The sequence below is a fragment of the Saccharothrix variisporea genome (assembly GCF_003634995.1).
Taxonomy (GTDB): Bacteria; Actinomycetota; Actinomycetes; order Mycobacteriales; family Pseudonocardiaceae; genus Actinosynnema; species Actinosynnema variisporeum.
The window spans coordinates 5565845-5586836 of the sequence record NZ_RBXR01000001.1; the positions used below are offsets into that span (position 1 = coordinate 5565845).

Genomic DNA, 20992 nt, shown 5'->3' on the forward strand with positions numbered 1-20992 from the left:
GGCGGCGGGGGTCAGCCGTGGGTGGGGAAGCCGAGGTCGATGCCGTGTTGGCGGGGCCACCGGGCGGTGATGGCCTTGGCCCGCGTGTAGAAGCGCACGCCCTCCGCCCCGTGCACGTGCGTGTCGCCGAACAGCGAGTCCTTCCACCCGCCGAACGAGAAGTACGCCATCGGCACCGGGATGGGCACGTTGATCCCGACCATGCCCACGTGCACCCGCCGCTGGTATTCGCGCGCCGCCAGGCCGTCCCCGGTGTAGATCGCCGCGCCGTTGCCGTACGGGTTGGCGTTGACCAACTCCACCGCGTCCTCGAACGTCGGCACGCGCACGACACCCAGCACCGGCCCGAAGATCTCGTCCCGGTACACCGACATCTCCGGGGTCACGTGGTCGAACAGGGTCGGGGCCAGCCAGAAGCCGTTCGGGTGTCCGTCCGGCGCGTAGTCCCGGCCGTCCACCACCAGGGAAGCGCCTTCCGCGACGCCGGCGTCCACGTAGGACCGAACCCGGTCCCGGTGGACGCCCGTCACGAGAGGTCCCATCTGGGCGCGGGGGTCGGTGCCGGGCAGGGTGACCAGGGAACGGGTGCGTTCGGCGATCTTCTCCACCAGGGCGTCGCCGACATCCCCGACCGCCACCACCACGGAGATCGCCATGCACCGCTCGCCGGCACTGCCGTAGCCCGCCGACACGGCCGCGTCCGCCGCGACGTCCAGGTCGGCGTCCGGCAGCACCACCATGTGGTTCTTCGCGCCACCCAACGCCTGCACGCGCTTGCCGGCGGCGGTGCCACGCGCGTAGACGTGTCGGGCGATGGGGGTGGACCCGACGAACGACACCGCCGACACGTCGGGGTGGTCGAGCAGGGCGTTCACGGCCACCGCGTCCCCCTGGAGCACGGTGAGCACCCCGTCGGGCAGGCCGGCCTCCTGGAACAGCTCGGCCAACCGGACCGACGCGGACGGGTCGCGCTCGGACGGCTTCAGCACGAACGCGTTGCCGGCCGCGATCGCCACCGGGAACATCCACATCGGCACCATGACGGGGAAGTTGAACGGCGTGATGCCCGCGACCACGCCCAGCGGCTGGCGCAGCGAGTACGCGTCCACCCCGCGTGACACCTGCTCGGCGTGCTCGCCCTTGAGCAGGTGGGGGATGCCGCACGCGAACTCGACGACCTCCAGGCCCCGCTGCACCTCGCCGGCGGCGTCGGACAGCACCTTGCCGTGTTCGGCGGTGATCAGCGCGGCCAGTTCGTCGCGGTGGTCGTCCACGAGTTGGCGGAACTTGAACAGCACGCGGCTGCGCGTGGACAGCGAGGACTCGCCCCACGCCACCGAGGCCTTGAGCGCCGACTCCACGGCCGTGTCGACGTCGGCCTGGTCGGCCAGCACGACCCGACCGGATACCTCCCCGGTGGCCGGGTCGAACACGTCGGACGTGCGGGTGGCGACGCCGGTGGTGCGGGTGCCGTCGATCCAGTGGGGGATGGTGGTGCTCAACGGGGTCCTCCCGGGGCAGCGGTGGTGTTGCGGACGACCAGGGACGGGTGCAGCAGGTGCCGGACGGGCTCGGTGCGCTCCCCGCGCACGCGTTGCAGCAGCGCTTCGGCGGCCAGGCGGCCGAACTCGTTGCGCGGCTGGTCGATCGTGGTGAGCGAGACGTGTCGGAGGGCGGCCAGGGACGTGTTGTCGTAGCCGACGACGGACACGTCGTGCGGGACGCGGTACCCGGCGTCCTCCAGCGCCGAGATCGCGCCGACGGCGTTGAAGTCGTTGCAGCACACCAGGGCGGTGGGCATCTCGCCGTCGCGCAGCAGTTCCTGCACGGCCTTCGCGCCGGCGGCGTCGGTGTACTCGCTGGCGACCACGCGCGGGGGCAGGCCGTGCGCCTCCATCGCGGCGAGGTAGCCCCGGCGGCGGGGTGCGGACTGGGTGCCCTCACCGCCGTCGAGGTGGGCGATCCTGGTGTGCCCCAACGACACCAGGTGGTCGACGGCGAGCCCGATGCCGCGTTCGCCGTCGTCGTTGACGGTGTCCACAGTGGACAGGCGTGAGGACCGGGCGACCAGGACGACGGCGGTCTGGTCGGCCGCCGACTTGATCGCCGCCGAGGGCACCACCGGGGACAGCAGCGCGAGCCCGGCGGGCCGGAAGGACAGCAGGCTGTGCACCGCTCGACGTTCCCGGGCGGGACTGCGGCCACCGGTGTTGATGATCAGGTCGAAGCCCTGCTCGCTCGCCACCGCGTCGAGGCCGTCCACGACCTCCGCGAAGAACGCGTTGTGCAGGTCGGACACCATCACGCCGAGCACGTGGGACGTCCGGCTGGCCAGCGAGCGGGCCATCGCGTGCGGCGAGTACCCGAGCTCCTCGGCGGCCTTGAGGACCGCGTTGCGCCGCTGCTCGCTCACTTTGGGTGATCCCCGCATCACCAGTGACACCAGCGCGCGGGACACCCCCGCACGCGCGGCGACGTCCTCCATGGTGGGCCGGACCACGGGCACCTCCCTCGCGAGTCGCGAAACTCGCCCTTGACTTCGGTGTGACGGAGGCTACAGCATTAGAGCGCTCCAACCAATAGAGCGCTCTAACGACAAGCCCCTCCTACCAGGACGGAGACCTCCGGATGCGGATCGGAGTTGCCGGAGTCGGCCGGATCGGCACCATGCACGCCACCAACCTGGCCGGCCTGGAACAGGTGGACGAGGTGCTGCTGTTCGACCCGGTGCCGGGCCGCGCCGCCCAGGCGTCGGCCGGCCTGCCGGGGACCAAGAGCGTGGACGACCTGGCCGACCTGCTCACGGCCTGTGACGGCGTGCTGCTCGCCACGCCCACCACCACCCACCCGGCGCTGCTGCGCGAAGCGGTCGCGGCGGGCGTGCCGACGCTGTGCGAGAAGCCCATCGCCGCCGACCTGGACGAGATGTCCGCCCTGGTCGCGGACGTCGAGAAGTCCGGCGTCGAGGTGCTCGTCGGCTTCCAGCGCCGGTTCGACCCCGCCGTGGCCGAGCTGCACCGCCGCCTCCGCGCCGGCGAGGTGGGCGAGGTCTACCTGGTGCGCGCGATCGGCAACGACGCCAACCCACCCGACTTCTCCTACCTGCCGCACTCCGGCGGCATCTTCCGCGACCTGCTCATCCACGACCTGGACGCGGTGCCGTGGCTGGTCGGACAGCCCGTCGTGGAGGTGTACGCGTCCGGGTCGGTGCTGGTCGACCAGGCCTTCGCCGACGCCGACGACGTGGACAACGCCGTCGTGCTGCTGAAGTTCGCGGGCGGCGCCCACGCCACCCTGGCCGGCGGCCGGCACGACCCGCTGGGCTACGACCACCGCATCGAGGTGCTCGGCAGCAAGGACTCCCTGGCCGTCGGCCTCGACCCGCGCACGCCGCTGACCTCGCTGGAACCCGACGGCCCCCGCGCGCACGACGCCTACCCCGGCTTCGCGGAGCGCTTCCACCGCGCCTACCTCAACGAGATGGCGGTGTTCGTGGACGTGGTGGCGGGCAGGGTGGCGAACCCGTCGCCGGCGCGGGAGAGTCTGATCAGCCTCCAGCTCGCCGAGGCCTGCGAGCAGTCGCGGCGGTCTGGTGCCCCGGTCCGCATCCAGGCGGAGGTGACGGCATGAAGATCGCCGGAGCGCCCATCTCGTGGGGCGTCTGCGAGGTCCCGGGCTGGGGCCGCGTCCTGGACCCGGCTCAAGTCCTCGGCGAGATGTCGTCCCTGGGCCTGAAGGCCACCGAACTCGGGCCTCCTGACTACTTGCCGTCCGACCCGGATGAGTTGAAGAAGCTGCTCGGCGAAAATGACCTCCAGCTCGTCGGTGGGTTCCTCGCGGTCACGTTGCACACCGATGTCGAGTCCACACTGGCCGAAGCCGACCGGGTCGCCCGGCTGCTGGCCGCCGCCGGGGCGGACGTGCTGGTGCTGGCCGCCGCCACCGGGCTGGACGGCTACGACGAGCGGCCCGAGCTCACCGACGACGAGTGGCGGACGTTGGTCGCCACCGCCGCCCGCATCCGGGACACCGCCGCCGGCTACGGCCTGCGAACCGTGCTGCACCCGCACGTGGGCACGCACGTCGAGCGGACCGCCGAGGTCGAGCGGTTCCTCGCGGACTCCGACCTGCCGCTCTGCCTGGACACCGGTCACCTGCTCATCGGTGGCACGGACCCGGTCGAGCTGGCCCGCCGCCACCCGGAGCGGATCGGGCACGTGCACCTGAAGGACGTGCGGGCCGACATCGCGGCGACCGTGCGCGACGGGCAGACCGGCTACATGGCCGCGGTCCAGCAGCGGATGTACGTGCCGCTGGGCGACGGCGACGTGGACGTCCGGGCGCTGGTGGAGCTCCTGCGGGACAAGGGGTACACCGGCTGGCTCGTCCTGGAGCAGGACACCGCGCTGTCGGACGCAGACCCCGTCGACACCCCAGTGCACGACACCGCGCGCAGCCTCGCGCACCTCACCCAGTTCACCGGTTGACCAACCCCAGCGAGGAGAGACGATGACGTCCGTTCCCCGTTCACACAGGGCGAAGAAGGTCTTGCGCGCGGGCCTCGCGGCAGCGGGCATCGTGCTGCTGGCCGCGTGCAGCGGTCCCGGCGCGTCGAACCAGAACGAGAACAAGGAGAACACGGGCGCCGCCCAGCCGGGCGGTGACCTGCGGGTCGCGGTGATCTCGCACGGCACGGCGGGCGACGCGTTCTGGAACGTCGTGAAGAACGGCGCGACCGACGCGGGCAAGCAGCTCGGCGTGACCGTCGACTACAACTCCGACGGCGACCCCGGCCGGCAGGCCACGCTGATCGACAACGCGGTGTCCCAGAAGGTCGGCGGCATCGTGGTGTCGATGGCCAACCCGGACGCCCTGAAGTCCTCGATCGAGAGCGCCGTCAAGGCGGGCATCCCGGTCATCACCATCAACTCCGGCGGCGACAAGAGCGCGTCGTTCGGCGCGCTGGCGCACGTCGGCCAGGAGGAGAGCGTCGCGGGCGAGGAAGCCGGCCGCAAGCTCAAGGCCGCGGGCAAGACCAAGCTGCTGTGCGTGATCCACGAGGCCGGCAACGTGGGCCTCAACCAGCGCTGCGACGGCGCCCGCGCGGGCTTCGGCGGCACGGTCACCAACCTCCAGGTCGACATCAACAACCCGACCGACGTGGAGTCCCGCATCAAGGGCGCGCTCCAGACCGACCCGTCCGTGGACGCGGTGCTGGCGCTGAACCCGCAGGTCGCGGTCAGCTCGGTGAGCGCGGCGAAGGGCGCCTCCTCCAAGGCGGCCGTGGCGACGTTCGACCTGAACGCCGACGTGACGGAGGCGATCAAGTCCGGTGACGTGCTGTTCGCGGTCGACCAGCAGCAGTACGAGCAGGGTTACCTGCCGATCGTGATGCTGAAGCTGTACCGGGACAACGCCAACACCGTCGGCGGCGGCAAGCCGGTGTTCACCGGGCCGGGCTTCGTGGACAAGTCCAACGTGGACAAGGTCGCCGAGTACGCCAAGCGCGGGACCAGGTAGGGGGCTGGGGATGGCTGTGGCTGCGGAAGCACCACCCGTGGACGAACGGCTCGGGTCACCGCGTCTGCTCGACCGGCTCGTCGTGCGGCCCGAGATCGGCGCACTGCTCGGCGCGTTGCTGGTGTTCGTGTTCTTCTCGGTGGTCACCGAGCAGTTCCTGAGCCCCGGTGGCGTGGCGACCTGGCTGGACGACGCGTCCACGCTGGGCATCGCGGCGGTGGCGGTGGCCCTGCTCATGATCGGCGGCGAGTTCGACCTGTCCGCCGGCGTGATGACCGCGTCCACCGCGCTGGTCACGGCCATCCTCTCCACCCGCCTGGGCTGGAACGTCTGGATCGCGCTGCTCGCGTCGCTGGCGTTCGCGCTGGCCGTGGGCGCGTTCAACGGGTGGCTGGTGATGCGGACCGGCCTGCCCAGCTTCATCGTCACGCTCGGCACGTTCCTGGGCCTCCAGGGCATCAACCTGGGCGTGACCCGCCTGGTCACCGGCACCGTGCAGGTGTCGGGCATGCGCGGCGCCGAGGGCTACGAGTCGGCGGGCTACCTGTTCGCCTCCACGTTCGACATCGGCGGCACGTCGTTCCGGGTGTCGATCCTGTGGTGGGTCCTGGTGACGGTGGTGGCGTCGCTGGTGCTGGTGCGGACCCGGTTCGGCAACTGGATCTTCGCGGTCGGCGGGGCGGCCCAGGCCTCCCGCGCGGTCGGGGTGCCGGTGGTGCGCACGAAGGTGCTGCTGTTCATGACCACCGCGGGCGCGGCGTGGCTGGTGGGGTCGATCAACATCCTGCGGTTCACCAGCGTGCAGGCCAACCAGGGCATCACGCTGGAGTTCCAGTTCATCATCGCGGCCGTCATCGGCGGGTGCCTGCTGACCGGCGGGTTCGGGTCGGCGGTGGGCGCGGCGATCGGCGCGCTGATCTTCGGCATGGCCCGGCAGGGCATCGTCTACGCCAACTGGAACAGCGACTGGTTCCAGCTGTTCCTCGGCGTGATGCTGCTGGCCGCCGTGCTGGTCAACAACGCCCTGCGGCGGCGGGCGGAGAGGGTGCGGCGATGACGCCACTCATCGAGGTGAAGGACATCGGCAAGACCTACGGCAGTGTCATCGCACTGCGGGACGTCTCGGCCGTGGTCAACGCGGGCGAGGTGACCTGCGTGCTGGGCGACAACGGCGCGGGCAAGTCCACGCTGATCAAGGTCCTGGCGGGCGTGCACCGGCACGACCAGGGGCAGTTCCTGGTGGAGGGCGAGGAGATCGCCTTCTCGTCGCCGCGCGAGGCGCTCGACCGGGGCATCGCGACCGTGTACCAGGACCTGGCCGTGGTGCCGCTGATGTCGGTGTGGCGCAACTTCTTCCTCGGTTCGGAGCCGACGGTCGGGTTCGGGCCGTTCAAGTTCCTCGACCGCAGGAAGGGCCGGGAGATCACCCGCACCGCGCTGGCCGAGATGGGCATCGACCTGCGGGACGTCGAGCAGCCCGTGGGCACGCTGTCCGGCGGCGAGCGGCAGTGCGTGGCGATCGCGCGAGCCGTGCACTTCGGGGCCAAGGTGCTGATCCTGGACGAGCCGACCGCCGCGCTGGGCGTGAAGCAGGCCGGGGTGGTGCTCAAGTACGTGGCGCAGGCCCGCGACCGGGGGCTGGGGGTCGTGCTGATCACCCACAACCCGCACCACGCCTACCCGGTGGGCGACCGGTTCCTGCTGCTCAAGCGAGGTCGGGCGCTGGGCTGCTACGAGAAGTCCGAGATCAGCCTGGAGGAGTTGACCCGGCAGATGGCGGGCGGCGCGGAGCTGGAGGCGCTGGCGCACGAGCTGCGGGGCGTCGCCGGATGACCGTCGAGGTGTTGACGGTGGGCCGGGTCGGGGTGGACCTGTACCCGGAGCAGAGCGGCGTGCCGCTGGCCGGCGTGCGGACGTTCGCGAAGTCGCTGGGCGGCACGGCGACCAACGTGGCGGTCGCCGCCGCCCGGCTCGGCCGGTCCTCGGCGGTGCTGACGAAGGTCGGCCCGGACGGGTTCGGGCCGTACGTGCGCCAGGCGCTGGAGGGGTTCGGGGTGTCGTCGGCGCACGTCGGCACGGCTCCCGGGCTCCAGACCCCGGTCGTGTTCTGCGCGTTGGACCCGCCCGAGGACCCGCCGCTGCTGTTCTACCGGTCGCCGATCGCGCCCGACCTCACGCTGGAGGAGGCGGACGTGCCGTGGGACCTCGTCGCGGACGTGCCGCTGCTGTGGGTGACCGGCACGGGCGTGTGCGCCGAACCGGCGCGCACCACCCAGCTCAAGCTGCTGGAACACCGCGGCCGGCGCGCGCACACCGTGCTGGACCTCGACTACCGGCCGATGTTCTGGCCGGACGTGGACACCGCCCGCCGCGAGATCGGCCGGCTGCTGGACCACGTGACGGTCGCCGTGGGCAACCGCGCGGAGGTCGAGGTGGCCGTGGGCACCGCCGACCCGGACGAGGCCGCCGACCGCCTGCTGGCCCGCGGCCTGGACCTGGCCCTGGTCAAGAAGGGCGCGGAGGGCGTGCTGGTCGCCACCCCCGAGGGCCGCTGGACCGTCCCACCGCACCCGGTGGACGTGGTGTGCGGCCTGGGCGCGGGTGACGCGTTCGGCGGGGCGCTGGTCCACGGCCTGCTGTCCGGCTGGGACCCGGTCCGCACCGCCCGCTACGCCAACGTGGCCGGCGCGCTGGTCGCGTCCCGCCTGGCCTGCGCCGACGCCATGCCCACCCCGGACGAGATCGAGGCACACCTGTGATCACCGACGAGCAGTGGCGGCACCTGCTGGACACCCGGGCCACCGACCCCGGTGCCGTGCGCCGGGCCTACCTCGCCCGCCGCCGGCGCGACCGGCTGCTGTCCGACCGGGGCACGCTGTTCCTGGTCGCGGCCGACCACCCGGCGCGCGGCGCGCTGGGCGTCGGCGCGGACCCGCTCGCGATGGCCGACCGCCGCTCCCTGCTGGACCGGCTGCTGACCGCGTTGGCCAACCCGGCGGTGGACGGCGTCCTGGGCACCCCGGACGTCATCGAGGAACTCCTGCTGCTCGACGGCCTGCACGACAAGGTCGTCATCGGCTCGATGAACCGGGGCGGCCTGGCCGGCGCGGACTGGGAGATCGACGACCGGTTCACCGCCTACGACCCGACCGCCATCGCCGCGTGCGGCCTGGACGGCGGCAAGATGCTGCTGCGCCTGGTCGACTCCGACCCCGGCACCGTGCCGACGCTGGAGAGCTGCGCCGCCGCCGTGTCCGCGCTGGCCGAGCGCGGCCTGATGGCGATGGTGGAACCGCTGCCCTACGAGCGGGACGCAGAAGGCCGCCTGGTGCTGCGCAAGGACGCCGCCGCCCTGGCCCGCGCGGGCAGCGTGGCGGCCGGTCTGGGCGTGACCTCGGCGTACACCTGGCTCAAGCTGCCCGCCTCGCCGGACGAGGTGCTGGACGCGACCACCCTGCCCGCGCTGGTGCTGGGCGGGGTGCCCTCGGCCCGGCCGGAGGACGACCTGGCGTCGTGGGGCCGGTCCCTGCGCCACCCGACCGTGCGGGGCCTGGTCATCGGACGCGCCCTGCTCTACCCGCCGGACGGTGACGTGGCCGGCGCGGTCGAAGCCGCCGCCGAAGTGCTCCGCACCGCGTCGCGCACGGGGGTGAACGCGTGAACCTCCACCGGCCCCTGGGCACGCTCTCGGACGGCGAGAACGCGGTCGAACTGCACCCCGAGGACGCCGGCTGGGCGTACACGGGCTTGCGCGTGCTGCTCCTGCACCCCGGCCAGTCGCGGACGATCGACACCGGCGAGTTCGAGGCGTTCGTGCTGCCGCTGTCCGGCGGCTGCGCGGTCGAGGTCGACGGGGAGCGCTTCGAGCTGGCCGGCCGGGACTCGGTCTTCACCCGGGTCACCGACTTCGCCTACGTACCGCGGGACGCCACTGTCGTTTTGTCGACAAAGGACGGTGTCGAGGTGGCGCTCCCCATGGCCCGCGCCGAACGCAGGCTCGCACCGAAGTACGGCCCGGCGGAGGACGTGCCGGTCGAGGTCCGGGGCGCGGGCAGCGCCACCCGGCAGGTCACGAACTTCGGCGTCCCCGGCGTGTGGGACCACGCCGACAAGCTCATCGCGTGCGAGCTGATCACCCCGGACGGCAACTGGTCGTCCTACCCGCCGCACAAGCACGACGACACGTGCGAGGTGGTCAACGAGGAGATCTACTACTTCCGGGTCGCCGGTCGCGACGGGGTGACGCCGTCCCGCGACGGCTTCGGCTTCCACCGCACCTACACCGACGACGGCACCATCGACGAGGACGTGACCGTCCGCGACGGCGACGTCTTCCTCATCCCGCGCGGCTACCACGGCCCGTGCGTCGCCGCCCCCGGCTACCCGCTGTACTACCTGAACGTCCTGGCCGGCCCCGGAGCCGACCGCTCGATGGCGTTCTGCGACGACCCCGCCCACACGTGGGTCCGCGACAGCTGGCGCACCCAGCCGCTCGACCCGCGCTGCCCGGTCACCACCGCCGAAGGACGGACGGCATGAACCTCACCACGGCCCAGGCCCTGGTCCGCTGGCTGCTCGCCCAGCACACCGAACTCCTCGACGGGTCCACCGCGCCGCTGTTCCCGGGCGTGTTCGCGATCTTCGGCCACGGCAACGTCCTCGGCCTCGGCAACGCCCTCGAAGAGCACCGGGACGAGCTGCCGGTCTGGCGCGGCCACAACGAGCAGGGCATGGCGCTGGCCGCCGTGGGCATCGGCAAGGCCACCCACCGCCGCCAGGTCGGGGTCGCCACCTCGTCCATCGGTCCGGGTGCGCTCAACATGGTCACCGCCGCCGGCGTCGCCCACGCCAACCGCCTGCCGCTGCTCCTGCTGCCCGGCGACACCTTCACCAGCCGCGCCCCCGACCCGGTGCTCCAGCAGGTCGAGCACTTCGGCGACCCCACCACCACGGTCAACGACGCCTTCCGCGCGGTCAGCCGGTACTTCGACCGGATCACCCGGCCCGAGCAGCTCCTGGCCACGCTGCCGCAGGTCGCGCGGGTGCTGACCGACCCGGCCGACTGCGGCCCCGTGGTGCTCGCGCTGCCGCAGGACGTGCAGGCGGAGGCCTACGACTTCCCGGACGCCCTGTTCGCCCCCGTCGTGCACCGGCCGCAGCGCCAGCGCCCCGACCTGCGGGCCCTGACCGCCGCGGCCGACGCCGTCCGCACCTCCCGCCGGCCGCTGCTCGTGCTGGGTGGCGGCGTGCGGTACTCGGGCGCGGCCGGGCGGGCGCTGCGGTTCGCCGAGCAGCACGGCGTGCCGGTCGTGGAGACCACCGCCGGGCGCACCCTCGTCCCGCACGACCACCCACTGCACGCCGGACCGCTCGGGATCACCGGCTCGAGCAGCGCGAACGTCTTGGCGGCCGAGGCGGACCTGGTGCTCGCCGTCGGGACGCGGCTCCAGGACTTCACCACGGCGTCGTGGACGGTGTTCGCGCCCGACGCCCGCCTGGTGTCCCTCAACGCCGCCCGGTTCGACGCGGTCAAGCACGGCGGCCTGGCCGTGGTCGCCGACGCCGACGAGGCGCTGCGCGAGCTGACCGACCTGCTCGGCACCTGGCGCGCCGATCCGACGTGGTCCGACCGGGCGTCCCTCGAACGTGGCCGCTGGGACGCCCACGTCGACGGTCTCCGGGCTGTCTCGGTCGGTCTGCCGACGTACGCGCAGGTCGTCGGCGTGGTGAACGCGGCCAGCGGCCCCGAGGACTACGTCATGACCGCGTCCGGCGGCCTGCCCGGCGAGCTGATCGGCGGCTGGCGGGCGGTCGGCGAGGCCACCATGGACGTCGAGTACGGGTTCTCGTGCATGGGCTACGAGCTGGCGGGCGCGTGGGGCGCGGCCATCGCCCGGGAGGAGGGCGTGGTCACCACACTGGTGGGTGACGGCTCGTACCTGATGCTCAACTCCGAGCTGTTCTCCGCCGCGTTCGCCGGGCACGGGTTCGTGGCCGTGGTGTGCGACAACGACGGCTACGCGGTGATCCACCGCCTCCAGACCGGCCAGGGCGGGGAGGGCTTCAACAACCTCTACGACGACGTCCGCACCCGGCGCGCCAAGCCCCCGCGCACCGACTTCGCGGCCCACGCGGCGGCGATGGGCTGCGCGGTGTTCCCGGTCGACGGCCTGGCCGACCTGCCCGAGGCCTACCGCGCGGCCCGCGAGGCGGCGCGCACGGAGCAGCGGCCGGCGGTGGTCGTCCTGCGCACCCACCCGTCGTCGTGGACGGAGGCGGGGGCGTGGTGGGAGGTCGGCGTGCCCGAGGTCTCCCACCGCCCGCAGATCGCCGCCGCCCACGCGGACGTGGCCGCCGGCAAGGAACACCAGGTCCGGTACCTGGGTTCCTGACCCGGTCAGCTGGTGCCGAAGTGGGAGCCGCGCTGGTCGTTGTTGTGGAAGTTCTGGATCACGTCCGCGCGCTGCCAGGTCGGCACGTGCGCGTCGCGACCCGCCTGGATGACCGTCGACCCGCCGGTGGCCACCGCGTTCTGGTTCACCGAGCCCGGGTGCCCCGGCTCCACCGGCAGCGCCACGGCGGGCGGCTCGGCGGCTTGCGGGTCGGCTGAGGCTGGGGCGTCGGCGTCGTCGGCGGCTTCGACGGGCCCCAGGTCCAGGGCGTGGACGTCGCCGTTCGGGATCCACATCCACCCGTGGCCGGTGAAGGTCTTCTCCCGCACCTCGATCCGCCGGAAGTCCGTCGCGCGCAGTGTCGTGTGGCCGGGCAGGATCGACGTCGAATACACGATCTCGGACAGCACGACGACCAAGTCGGCGTCGGGAAACCGGTCGAGCGCGAGGTGTGCCGCCTTGCTGTTCAGCAAACGCGAAACGAGTACGGAATCCTGTCCCGGGAATCCGTTCGCGCCGTCCACCACAGCGCCGTGGTGGATCGCGAGGCGCAGTCGGGCGCGTGCTTCCGGGACGCGGTAGCGGTTGGCGGCGGCCAGTTCGGAGTTCAGCGCGCGCACGTACTGGTCGACGACCTTGAGCTCGGGCGTGTCGGAGGGCAGGACGGCCCACTCCTCGTCGCCCTTGGGCTGGCGGACCCAGGTCGAGCGGTCCAGGCCGGCGGCGGCGCCCGCCTTGTCCAGGGTCCGGACCAGCAGGTCCTGGAGGTCGCGCTGCAGCTGGTCGTCGGCCGCGCCGTAGCGGCGCAGGTCACAGCAGACCAGCAGGCTGCGCCGGAAAGAGGCATGACTCATGGGGGCTTCGGCCTTTCGACGTCGGTGCGGGTTCACGGGGCTCGCGAAGAGTCACTGTGGACGAACGCACCGCAGCAAATACCGCATTTCTGCGGACTCGGCCTCAGATCCCCGCGAATCTCCGCAAGTTCTCGAGGTCGGGCACCAGCACGTCGCGCCGCAGGTGGCTCACCACCACCCCCGCCTTGCGCAGGTCGCTGAACGCCTTCTCCGCCGTTCGGGGCTTCATCCCGGCGATGGAGGCCAACTCGACCTTGGTCAGCGGAATTCCGAGGGTCCAGCCGTGCACCTCTTCCCGGCCGTAGGTCTGCACCAATTCGACGAGCACCCGGGCCACCCGTTCGGCGGCCGGGTGGGACAGGAAATCGCGGCGGCGCTGGTTGGCCCAGCGCAACCGGTCGTTGATCATCCCGATCAATTCCACGAACACGTCGTTGCGGCGGTGCAGGAAGCTCATCAGCTCACCGCTGGTGATCAGCTTGGCCACCACGTCACCGCACGTCACGACCGTGGCCGAGCGCGGCTTCTGGTCCAGCGCGGCCATCTCGCCCACCAGGTCGCCCGCGACGCGGATGGCCAGCAGGGCGGTGTCGCCGGTCTCGTCGGTGGTCTGCACCTTCACCACGCCTTCGAGCAGCAGGAGGACATGAGTGTCCTTCGCGTCCTGTTCGATGACGTCCCGGTCGGCCGTGTACCGCACGACCGTGCCGATGTTCAACAGCTCTTGTCGGGTGTTGTCGCGGAGGCGACCCAGCAGGCTGTTGCTGGGCCACACGGGATCCGATGGCGTCAAGGTAGGCATGGGCAGCATGTGGATCCTGTTACTGTCGTGACGGCGGGAACTGGAATTCACCTGCCGACCGAAGTGGGGCGGCAAGTGATGGTCTCCCCGAACGTGCTGCGGACAGTACACCCGAATGGGCGTAACTGGCCCTGTCTTGTACCGCGTTTCGCGCGCCGAACCCCCATTCAAGATCACGTGCTAATGCACGCGCAATACCGAATCGAATGGAATGTGGCTGCTCCCGTGCGGTGGGCGGGCGATCACGCGGGGAACAACGCGTCCGATCCGGGACCTTGGACCCGTCGTGGGGTCCGAAAGACCCGTCGTCACACCGGAACCACCCGAGGAGACGCAGGTGAGTGCGCTGTTCAGCCCCATGACCCTCCGCTCGGTCACCCTCCCGGACCGGATCGCCGTCAGCCCGGTGCGCCAGTACTCCGCTCGGGGCGGGCTGCCCGACGAGCGGCACCTGGTACACCTCGGCTCGCGTGCGGTCGGTGGCGCGGGACTGGTGTTGTCCGAGGCTACCGCTGTGTCACCGGTCGGCTGGATCTCACCCGCGGACACCGGGTCGTGGAGCGAGGCGCACGTGGGGGCGTGGCGGCGCAAGGCGTCCACCTGACCCGCCGTTGGACCCGCGGCACGGTGGCGTGTCCGACGAGGAGGGCGGGTGGGCGGTCGTGGACAGCGTCGTGCCGACCCGGCACTTCGCTGGGGCGGGCGCGGACCTGGTCGACGTGACCCGAGATACCGCTGGGTCCCGGCTACCGGGGTGCCGTTCGCCGAAGCGGTCCGGAGCAAGGCCGGAGTGCCCGTCGGGACCGTCGGTGGAGATCACCGACGCCCGGCAGGCGGAGGCCGTGCTCGCCGACGGTGCGGCCGACCTGGTGCCGCTCGGGCGGGAGCTGCTGCGCGACCCGTACCGGCCGCTGCGCGCAGCCACCGAACCGGGGGTGCAGGTCACTTCCGCCGAGGCAGTGCGCCAGGGCGTTCTAGGGGCCCGCGTCAAAGGTCGGGCTGCCGGCGGAACCGGCAGCCCAACCTTCGAGCGGGTGTGGATGCGTCAGCGACGGTAGTCGTCGTAATCGTCGTCCGACGGGTCGTCGAACGGCTCATCGCTCCGACGGTGCCCGTTGTCGGCATTGCTGCCGCCGGAAAGCTCGCGTTGCAAGGCCTCGAAGTCGGTGTTGTGAGAGCTGTACTTCAGCTCCCGCGCCACCTTCGTCTGCTTGGCCTTCGCTCGGCCGCGCCCCATGGCTCGACCCCCTCGCACAGGGACGGGGGCGGCCGGGGGAACGGCGGCCCCACTCGTCTCGACAACTAGTTCCTGGTAACTACCGTACCGTGTCGAAGGGGTTCCCCGCGACGCGGTAGGCGTGAGACGTGCCGCCAAATCTCCGCGTGGGAGGATGCGCGGGTGCCACGACCGTTCGTCGCCTACCTCAGGGTGTACGAACCGCTGTCGGCTCTTGACGCACCGTTGGCCGACCAGGTGCGGAAAGCCCTGGAAGCGGGGCCGTTGAGCCGGGCGGACGCCGGACACCGCGAACGCGAGCTGTGGCTCCGGTCACAACTGGCCCGACCGCCCCGGCTGCTGCCCGGCGAGCGCTCGGACGGCAGGGTCTCCCCCGACGCGCCCTTCGACGTCATGACCATCAGCCCCGCCGAGGTCCCCGGCGAGGTCGGCCCCGGTCCGCTGGTGTGCCCGCTGGACCTCCGGGCCCGGTCGGCGGCGGCGTTGGTGGGCTTCCTGGCCACCTCCACGCCGGTCCTCCAGGAGGCCGCGCTGTCCGTGCCGCCGGAGGCCATCAGGTCCCGGGCGTCGGCCGTGATGGCGGAGCTGACCCGGGGCGCGGTCCACGTGATCTCCACGACCTGGACCGTCCCCCTGCCGTGGTTCGCGCTGGTCGACCCCGACGCGCGCCGGGTCGTGCTCGCCCCGCGCGACGACCCCGAGCGCCAGGTGTCCTGGCGGGCCGCGATGCCCGACGCCCGGCGGCGGGTCGCTCGGGCGCACAAGGTCGTGTCGGACACCCTGGGCGACGGCGGCCCGGCGAAGGTGCTCGCCGACACCGCCCGCTGGCTGGACCACTTCGCCCCGGACTCGGCGGTCGAGCTGGACTACGGCGGCCTGGTGCAGCTCATGGACGACAAGGAGCTGTTGGAGGACACCTCCGCGCAGGACGTCAACGCGATCGTGGACGCCCTGGAGTCCGGGGACGCCGAAGAGGTGGCCTTGCGCTACGAGCAGCTCCGCGACTTCTGGGGCGAGTTCTCCCGCCGGGAACGCCACGGCTGATCAGCCAGGAGCGCGCGGGCCGCGGTGGCGGCCAGGGCGGCGACGAGCAGGGCCGCCGGCCAGCCGAGGGTGGCGGCCAGCCAGCTCGCCACCGGCGGGGTGAGGGTGGCGCTGAGGTAGTTCGCCGAGTTCTGCATGCCCAGGGCGGTGCCGCTGCTGCCCTCCGGCGCCATCTCGGCCGCCGCCGTCACCGCCAGGCCGTTCCAGCACAGCGCCAGGGCCGCCGTGGGCAGCAGCGCCGCCACCAGCAGCCACACGGGCGCCCGGTCCAGCACCGCCGTCAGCGCGAACCCCACCGCGACCAGCACGCTGATCACCTTCAGCGGACCCGTCCGGCTGCGCACCCGGTCCGACCACACGCCCACCGCCAGCCGCCCGAACCCGCCGACGACCTGGGCCACGGCGAACAGCCCCGCCGCCACCCCGACCGCCAGGCCCCGGTGGTCGTGCAGCAGTTCGACCATCAGCGCGGCGGCGGTGAACTGCGGGACCACCAGCAGCCCGCTCGCCGTGCTCAGCCGCAGCAGGGCCCGGTCGCGCAGCACCACCCCGTGGCCGTGGGACGACCGCACCGCCCCCGGTGGCTCGCGCACCAGCAGCGCGATCAGGACCGCCACGAACCCGGTGAACCCGGCCAACGCCAGGAACGCCGCCGGCACGCCCGCCCGGACCGCCACCACCGGCAGCACGGCGGCGGTCAGCGCGGCACCGAGGGGAGTGGCGGTCTGCCGGATGCCCATCGCCAGCCCGCGCGAGCCGGACGGGAACCACGTCATCACGGCCCGGCCGCTCGCGGCGTTCACGCTCGCCCCGAACAACCCCACCCCGACCAGCGCGAACCCGGCCACGACGGGGCCGTCCACGGCCGCGAGCGCCAGGCACAGCGCCGCGCCGACGCCGCCCAGGGTCATCACCAGGCGCTCGCCGTGCCGGTCGGCCGCCGCGCCCCACGCGACCAGGGTCAGCATCGTGCCCAGGTTGACCGCGCCGAGCAGCAGGCCGACCTGGGGCAGGGTGAGGTCGAAGTGGGCGCGCAGGGCGGGGCTGATGGCCGGGAGGCCGAGGAACACGGCCGCGTTCGTGCCTTGTGCCAGTGCGCCGACAGCCAGAACCACCCAGCGGTACCCCATACGGGCACGCTAGGCGTGTGTGCTCACATTCCGGGAGTGTGATCCCAGATGGCGAGATCAGTCCTTGGTGCGCCCCGGGTTCGTCGGCCACCCGCGCTCGGCCGCCAGCAGCTCGTCCACCGACGCGCTCCCGCTCTGGTACCGGCCCGCGATCTCGGCGTTGAGCCGGTCCACCACGACCTGCACCTCGCGGCGGCGCGTGGAGACCGACGCCTCCTCGTTGACGAACGTCCGCAGCGCGAGGTCCAGCTTGTCGTCCGAGAGCGCCGAGACGTCCGACAGGTCCACGTCCGAGACCAGCGCCTCGACGTGCCGCCGGTGCGCCTCCGCCCGGGAGGGCTCCTGCGTCTGGTAGCGGCCCAGCCCGGTCGCCGGTCCCACCGCGTTGGACGCGAGGATCGTCGCCAGCTGGTCCACCACCGCCGAACCGCCGGAGGTCCGCCGCGCCTGCTCGGCCCGCACGATGTCGATCCGCGCGTGCAGCAGCCGCCGCAGGTACGACAGGTCGGTCTCCTCCTGAGCCGCCTCGTCACGCAGGGCGCGCACGTCGGCGAGCGGGAGCCGCTCGATCCCCTCGGTGTAGCCGGGGGCGAGCACCCGGTCGATCCGCCGGCGCCCGCCAGGACGCACCTCGATCACGTACTCATCCTGAGGTAGTTCCTGCCCACCCGCCAACACAAACCTGCTTCCAAAGTTGTCTCAAACCTGTACCGGACTGCGCACGCCGAGTAGTTCCCGCGCCTCGGTCGGCGACAGCGGCGGCCGCTGCGCGATCTTCGCCAGCCCCGCCGCGCGGGCCACGAGCTGCGCGTTGTCCCGCACCGGCTGCCCCTTGGCGTAGGAGATGGTGTCTTCCATGCCCACGCGCAGGTGACCGCCCGCGCTCAACGCGGCCAGCATCACCGGCAGTGACGTGCGCCCGATCCCGGTCGCCGAGAACGACGCCCCCTCGGGCAGCAGGCGCAGTGCGGCGACCAGCGTCTCCACGTCACCCGGCATACCGCCGGGCACGCCCATGACCAGGTCGACGTGCACCTTGCCGCCCGCGGGCAGGCCGTGCTTGTCCAGCAGCCGGTGCAGGGACGCGAGCTGGCCGAGGTCGAAGATCTCGTACTCCGGCACGATCCCGCGTTCCTGCATGGTCTTGTGCAGCGCGACGACGAACTCCCACCGGTTCAGGAAGACGTCCTCGCCGAAGTTCACCGTCCCCATCGTGCAGGACGCCGAGTCGGGCAGCGCGTCCAGCACCCGCAGCCGGTCCGACTCCGGGTCGGTCACCGCGCCGCCGGTGGACAGCTGCACGATCAACGACGTCCGCTCCCGCAGGGCCGCGACGGTGTCCTTGAGCAGCCCGAGGTCCAGCGTCGGACGGGTGTCCGCGCCCCGGATGTGGACGTGCACCATCGCCGCGCCGACCTGCTCGCAGGCCTCGGCGGTGGCGACGAGCTCGTCCAGGGTGACGGGCAGCTGGGGGACGTCGGCCTTCGCGTGCTCGGCCCCGGTGGGGGCGACGGTGAGCAGCGTGCCGTGTGAACCGGGTCGCGACATGTCTGGATCCTGGCACACAACGCCCCCGCTGGACCCCTTCTAACGTCCCAGGTTTCGAGCCGCTTCCCGGCCCAAGCCGGGGGTGTCCGGGGGGACGGAATCCGGGTCGACGTTCGCCTGGACCACTCGGTCGTCGGTACCCACCAAGAGCTCGGTCTCGACCGGTACCGAGCGCTTGACCAGCGCCAATGCGATCGGGCCCAGCTCGTGGTGCAGAGCCACGGACCCGACCCGGCCCACGACCCGTTCACCGACGACCACCGGGTCACCGGCCTCCGGCTGGACCTCGCGCGACCCGTCCAGGTGCAGCAGCAGCATCCGCCGGGGCGGCCGGCCCACGTTGTGCACCTTCGAGACCGTCTCCTGGCCCCGGTAGCAGCCCTTGTTCAGGTGCACCGCCGCGCCGATCCAGTTCACCTCGTGCGGGATGGTCTTCTCGTCGGTGTCCACGCCGAGCCGGGGCCGCAGGGACTCCACCCGCAGCGCCTCGAACGCCCAGCTCCCGGCCGGCCGCGCGCCCGCGTCGGTCAGCTTCTGCCACCAGTCCACGAGAGCGCCGCGCGGGATGAGCAGGTCCACGGCGTCCTGACCGGGCCACGGCATCCGCCGTGCGAACCCGCCGCCCTCCAGGGCGCTGACGCCCAACTGGGTGGGCAGGGGCAGGCCGAGCTTGTCGAACAAGCCCGGGATCTCCGGACCCACGACGGTCAGCACCGCCAGTTCCGCCGTCGCGTCCCGCGGCTCGACCTTGGACCAGAACACCATCTTGGTCAGGTACGCCAGCAGCGGGCCGGCGGTGGCGGCCTCGGTGTCCAGGTAGACCGTGCCGCCGGTGTTCGCGGCGACGGCGTGGTGCTCGACCCGGCCCTGCACGTCCAGGACGAGCGTCTCGGTGGCCCGGTCCTCGCCCAGCTCCTCGAAGTGCTGGCTGGTCAGCGAGTGCAGCCACTTGAGCCGGTCCTCACCGGGGACCGCGAGGACGGCCCGGTGCGACCGGTCGAACACGGCCACCGACCGCGCCGCCGAGCGCTGTTCGGCGAACGGGTCGCCGAAGTGCCACGGCACCCCCGGGTCGGCGGACCCCTCGAACGGGGCGACGGCGCCGGGTGCGGTCAGCAGCGGGGAGTTCACTGGTCGTTCTCCTTCAGGCAGTCACGGCAGGTGCCCGACAGCGCGAGGTGGCTCGCATCCAGTTCGAACCCGAACTCGCGCCGGAGTGTTCCGGCCACCGGTGTGAGGAGGTCGCACGGGGCCTCGTCCACCCGGCCGCACTTGTGGCAGACCAGGTGCACGTGCTCGTGCTCGTCCACCGAGTAGGTGGGCGCGCCGTGACCCAGGTGGGTGTGCCGGACCATGCCCAGCCGGTCGAGCAGGTCCAGCGTCCGGTACACGGTCGTGATGTTGACCGTGGGCGCGGTGGCCTGCACGCGCTGGCAGATCTGCTCCGGCGTGGCGTGGCCCAGGTCGCGCACCGCGTCCAGCACGAGCTGGCGCTGGGGCGTCATCCGCATCCCGCGGTCGTGCAGCGTCTTGCGCAGGGCTTTCGGGCTGCTCGCGGTGTCCACGAAACCGATGGTAGAGCGTGAGTAGTCTCACGGTATGCGCGTGCTCGCCCTCTTGGACGGAACCCAGGCCGACCCCGACTCACCTCTCATCCGCGTGGACGACCTCGGTCTCATGCGCGGCGACGGCGTCTTCGAGACCATCCTCGTCGTCGACGGCAAACCCAGGGAACTGGGCCCGCACCTCGACCGCCTGGCCCGCTCGGCGGCGATGCTCGACCTGCCCGACCCCGACCGCGCCGGCTTCGAGCGCGCGGTGGACGTGGTGCTGGGCAACTGGACCGGCGGCCGGGAGATCGCGCTCAAGCTGGTGATGACCCGGGGCGTCGAGGGCGGCGACGGCACCCCGACCGCGTTCGCGCTGGGCATGGACATCTCGCCGAAGGTGCTGACGCAGCGCGCCGAGGGCCTGGCGGCGGTGACCCTGGACCGGGGCATCGAACCCGGCCTGATGGAACGGGCTCCGTGGCTGCTGCTCAGCGCCAAGTCGCTGTCCTACGCGGTCAACATGGCGGCGCTGCGGGAGGCCGAACGCCGGGGCGCGTCGGAGGTCGTGTTCACCACGTCGTCCGGCTCGGTCCTGGAGGGGCCGACGTCCACGGTGGTCGTGGCCCGTGGCCGCACGCTGACCACGCCGCCTTCCGAGCTGGGCATCCTGCCCGGCACCACCCAGGCGGCCCTGTTCCGCGCGGCCTCGCGGGCGGGCTGGCAGGTCGAGGTGGCGCCGATCGAGGTCGACGAGCTGTACGTGGCGGACGCGGTGGTGCTGGCGTCGAGCGTGCGCAAGCTGACCCGCGTGCACACGTTGGACGGCAAGTCGCTGCCCGACTCTACGGCGGTGCACGCCGAGTTGGCTGGCCTTTACGAGTCGGAGTACTGAGCTCCGCTCTCAAGCTTGCGCTG

At 72.3% G+C, this 20992-nt stretch carries 23 protein-coding genes; 13 read left to right on the forward strand and 10 right to left on the reverse strand.

The genetic code is table 11. From position 1 onward, the window contains the following. Positions 1-11 precede the first annotated feature (11 nt). Both DFJ66_RS25180 and DFJ66_RS25185 read right to left on the reverse strand, forming a co-directional pair. Positions 12-1502 (reverse strand): CoA-acylating methylmalonate-semialdehyde dehydrogenase, encoded by a 1491-nt coding sequence (locus DFJ66_RS25180; protein WP_121224396.1) that lies wholly within the window; start codon positions 1500-1502, stop codon positions 12-14. Beyond that, positions 1499-2500: a LacI family DNA-binding transcriptional regulator gene (locus DFJ66_RS25185; protein ID WP_121224398.1), complete on the reverse strand. Its 1002-nt coding sequence runs from the start codon at positions 2498-2500 to the stop codon at positions 1499-1501. Before DFJ66_RS25185 ends, DFJ66_RS25180 begins: the two co-directional genes overlap by 4 nt. 128 nt (positions 2501-2628) lie before the next feature. Between DFJ66_RS25185 and DFJ66_RS25190 the strand changes: the two genes are divergently transcribed. From DFJ66_RS25190 to iolD, 9 genes are read left to right on the forward strand one after another with little or no spacing between them, the layout of a single operon-like run. After that, positions 2629-3630, forward strand: a complete 1002-nt coding sequence (locus DFJ66_RS25190) for a Gfo/Idh/MocA family protein (RefSeq protein WP_121224400.1) — start codon at positions 2629-2631, stop codon at positions 3628-3630. Next, positions 3627-4487, forward strand: a complete 861-nt coding sequence (locus DFJ66_RS25195) for a TIM barrel protein (RefSeq protein ID WP_121224402.1) — start codon at positions 3627-3629, stop codon at positions 4485-4487. Before DFJ66_RS25190 ends, DFJ66_RS25195 begins: the two co-directional genes overlap by 4 nt. A 22-nt stretch (positions 4488-4509) precedes the next feature. Next, a complete protein-coding gene (locus DFJ66_RS25200) occupies positions 4510-5520 on the forward strand; it encodes a sugar ABC transporter substrate-binding protein (RefSeq protein WP_121224404.1) in 1011 nt (336 codons plus the stop codon). Between the two features lie 10 nt (positions 5521-5530). After that, entirely contained in the window at positions 5531-6577 is a 1047-nt protein-coding gene (locus DFJ66_RS25205) for an ABC transporter permease (protein ID WP_121224406.1), read from the forward strand. Further along, a complete protein-coding gene (locus tag DFJ66_RS25210) occupies positions 6574-7353 on the forward strand; it encodes an ATP-binding cassette domain-containing protein (RefSeq protein WP_121224408.1) in 780 nt (259 codons plus the stop codon). Before DFJ66_RS25205 ends, DFJ66_RS25210 begins: the two co-directional genes overlap by 4 nt. After that, the gene (iolC, locus tag DFJ66_RS25215; RefSeq protein WP_121224410.1) at positions 7350-8279 is read left to right on the forward strand and encodes a 5-dehydro-2-deoxygluconokinase; all 930 of its coding nucleotides are present in this window, start codon (positions 7350-7352) and stop codon (positions 8277-8279) included. The genes DFJ66_RS25210 and iolC overlap by 4 nt, the downstream gene beginning before the upstream one ends. Then, positions 8276-9181 (forward strand): Cgl0159 family (beta/alpha)8-fold protein, encoded by a 906-nt coding sequence (locus DFJ66_RS25220; protein WP_121224412.1) that lies wholly within the window; start codon positions 8276-8278, stop codon positions 9179-9181. The genes iolC and DFJ66_RS25220 overlap by 4 nt, the downstream gene beginning before the upstream one ends. Then, positions 9178-10059: a 5-deoxy-glucuronate isomerase gene (gene iolB, locus DFJ66_RS25225; protein WP_121224414.1), complete on the forward strand. Its 882-nt coding sequence runs from the start codon at positions 9178-9180 to the stop codon at positions 10057-10059. The genes DFJ66_RS25220 and iolB overlap by 4 nt, the downstream gene beginning before the upstream one ends. Next, positions 10056-11912, forward strand: coding sequence for a 3D-(3,5/4)-trihydroxycyclohexane-1,2-dione acylhydrolase (decyclizing) (iolD, locus tag DFJ66_RS25230; RefSeq protein ID WP_121224416.1), 1857 nt, complete (start codon positions 10056-10058; stop codon positions 11910-11912). Before iolB ends, iolD begins: the two co-directional genes overlap by 4 nt. Positions 11913-11917: 5 nt before the next feature. On the opposite strand, the gene DFJ66_RS25235 is transcribed toward iolD, so the two are convergent. Beyond that, positions 11918-12766 (reverse strand): hypothetical protein, encoded by an 849-nt coding sequence (locus tag DFJ66_RS25235; protein ID WP_121224418.1) that lies wholly within the window; start codon positions 12764-12766, stop codon positions 11918-11920. Between the two features lie 103 nt (positions 12767-12869). Further along, positions 12870-13541 (reverse strand): Crp/Fnr family transcriptional regulator, encoded by a 672-nt coding sequence (locus DFJ66_RS25240; RefSeq protein ID WP_246029895.1) that lies wholly within the window; start codon positions 13539-13541, stop codon positions 12870-12872. A 364-nt stretch (positions 13542-13905) separates the two neighbouring features. Between DFJ66_RS25240 and DFJ66_RS43600 the strand changes: the two genes are divergently transcribed. After that, positions 13906-14172: an oxidoreductase gene (locus tag DFJ66_RS43600; protein WP_211351316.1), complete on the forward strand. Its 267-nt coding sequence runs from the start codon at positions 13906-13908 to the stop codon at positions 14170-14172. Positions 14173-14200: 28 nt separating this feature from the next. Further along, positions 14201-14626, forward strand: a complete 426-nt coding sequence (locus DFJ66_RS43605; RefSeq protein ID WP_211351318.1) for a beta/alpha barrel domain-containing protein — start codon at positions 14201-14203, stop codon at positions 14624-14626. Here the strand turns inward: DFJ66_RS43605 and DFJ66_RS25250 are convergent. Further along, a complete protein-coding gene (locus DFJ66_RS25250; RefSeq protein WP_121224422.1) occupies positions 14614-14805 on the reverse strand; it encodes a DUF3073 domain-containing protein in 192 nt (63 codons plus the stop codon). The two genes, DFJ66_RS43605 and DFJ66_RS25250, sit on opposite strands and share 13 nt — an antisense overlap. Positions 14806-14967: 162 nt before the next feature. Here DFJ66_RS25250 and DFJ66_RS25255 point away from each other — a divergent pair, with 162 nt between their 5' ends. Beyond that, a complete protein-coding gene (locus DFJ66_RS25255) occupies positions 14968-15849 on the forward strand; it encodes a DUF8083 family protein (RefSeq protein WP_121224424.1) in 882 nt (293 codons plus the stop codon). Here the strand turns inward: DFJ66_RS25255 and DFJ66_RS25260 are convergent. From DFJ66_RS25260 to DFJ66_RS25280, 5 genes are read right to left on the reverse strand one after another with little or no spacing between them, the layout of a single operon-like run. Then, the gene (locus DFJ66_RS25260) at positions 15792-16979 is read right to left on the reverse strand and encodes an MFS transporter (protein WP_246029896.1); all 1188 of its coding nucleotides are present in this window, start codon (positions 16977-16979) and stop codon (positions 15792-15794) included. The genes DFJ66_RS25255 and DFJ66_RS25260 overlap by 58 nt on opposite strands. A 57-nt stretch (positions 16980-17036) precedes the next feature. Next, on the reverse strand, positions 17037-17618 hold the full coding sequence (locus DFJ66_RS25265) for an RsiG family protein (RefSeq protein WP_121224426.1): 582 nt from the start codon (positions 17616-17618) through the stop codon (positions 17037-17039). A 60-nt stretch (positions 17619-17678) separates the two neighbouring features. Beyond that, positions 17679-18527, reverse strand: coding sequence for a beta-keto acid cleavage family enzyme (locus tag DFJ66_RS25270; RefSeq protein ID WP_121224428.1), 849 nt, complete (start codon positions 18525-18527; stop codon positions 17679-17681). 39 nt (positions 18528-18566) lie between these two features. Beyond that, on the reverse strand, positions 18567-19658 hold the full coding sequence (ygfZ, locus tag DFJ66_RS25275; RefSeq protein ID WP_121224430.1) for a CAF17-like 4Fe-4S cluster assembly/insertion protein YgfZ: 1092 nt from the start codon (positions 19656-19658) through the stop codon (positions 18567-18569). Then, a complete protein-coding gene (locus DFJ66_RS25280) occupies positions 19655-20092 on the reverse strand; it encodes a Fur family transcriptional regulator (RefSeq protein WP_246029897.1) in 438 nt (145 codons plus the stop codon). Before DFJ66_RS25280 ends, ygfZ begins: the two co-directional genes overlap by 4 nt. 34 nt (positions 20093-20126) lie before the next feature. On the opposite strand from DFJ66_RS25280, the gene DFJ66_RS25285 reads away from it, so the two are divergent. Then, positions 20127-20969, forward strand: coding sequence for an aminodeoxychorismate lyase (locus DFJ66_RS25285; RefSeq protein ID WP_121224432.1), 843 nt, complete (start codon positions 20127-20129; stop codon positions 20967-20969). Positions 20970-20992 lie beyond the last annotated feature (23 nt).

Bases quoted from the DNA above. Each gene is read 5' to 3' on its own strand.
- DFJ66_RS25190 (WP_121224400.1), top strand. From the start codon at position 2,629: ATGCGGATCGGAGTTGCCGGAGTCGGCCGGATCGGCACCATGCACGCC.
- DFJ66_RS25195 (WP_121224402.1), top strand. From the start codon at position 3,627: ATGAAGATCGCCGGAGCGCCCATCTCGTGGGGCGTCTGCGAGGTCCCG.
- DFJ66_RS25200 (WP_121224404.1), top strand. From the start codon at position 4,510: ATGACGTCCGTTCCCCGTTCACACAGGGCGAAGAAGGTCTTGCGCGCG.
- DFJ66_RS25205 (WP_121224406.1), top strand. From the start codon at position 5,531: ATGGCTGTGGCTGCGGAAGCACCACCCGTGGACGAACGGCTCGGGTCA.
- DFJ66_RS25210 (WP_121224408.1), top strand. From the start codon at position 6,574: ATGACGCCACTCATCGAGGTGAAGGACATCGGCAAGACCTACGGCAGT.
- iolC (WP_121224410.1), top strand. From the start codon at position 7,350: ATGACCGTCGAGGTGTTGACGGTGGGCCGGGTCGGGGTGGACCTGTAC.
- iolD (WP_121224416.1), top strand. From the start codon at position 10,056: ATGAACCTCACCACGGCCCAGGCCCTGGTCCGCTGGCTGCTCGCCCAG.
- DFJ66_RS25235 (WP_121224418.1), bottom strand. From the start codon at position 12,766: ATGAGTCATGCCTCTTTCCGGCGCAGCCTGCTGGTCTGCTGTGACCTG.
- DFJ66_RS25250 (WP_121224422.1), bottom strand. From the start codon at position 14,805: ATGGGGCGCGGCCGAGCGAAGGCCAAGCAGACGAAGGTGGCGCGGGAG.
- DFJ66_RS25260 (WP_246029896.1), bottom strand. From the start codon at position 16,979: ATGGGGTACCGCTGGGTGGTTCTGGCTGTCGGCGCACTGGCACAAGGC.
- DFJ66_RS25270 (WP_121224428.1), bottom strand. From the start codon at position 18,527: ATGTCGCGACCCGGTTCACACGGCACGCTGCTCACCGTCGCCCCCACC.
- DFJ66_RS25285 (WP_121224432.1), top strand. From the start codon at position 20,127: ATGCGCGTGCTCGCCCTCTTGGACGGAACCCAGGCCGACCCCGACTCA.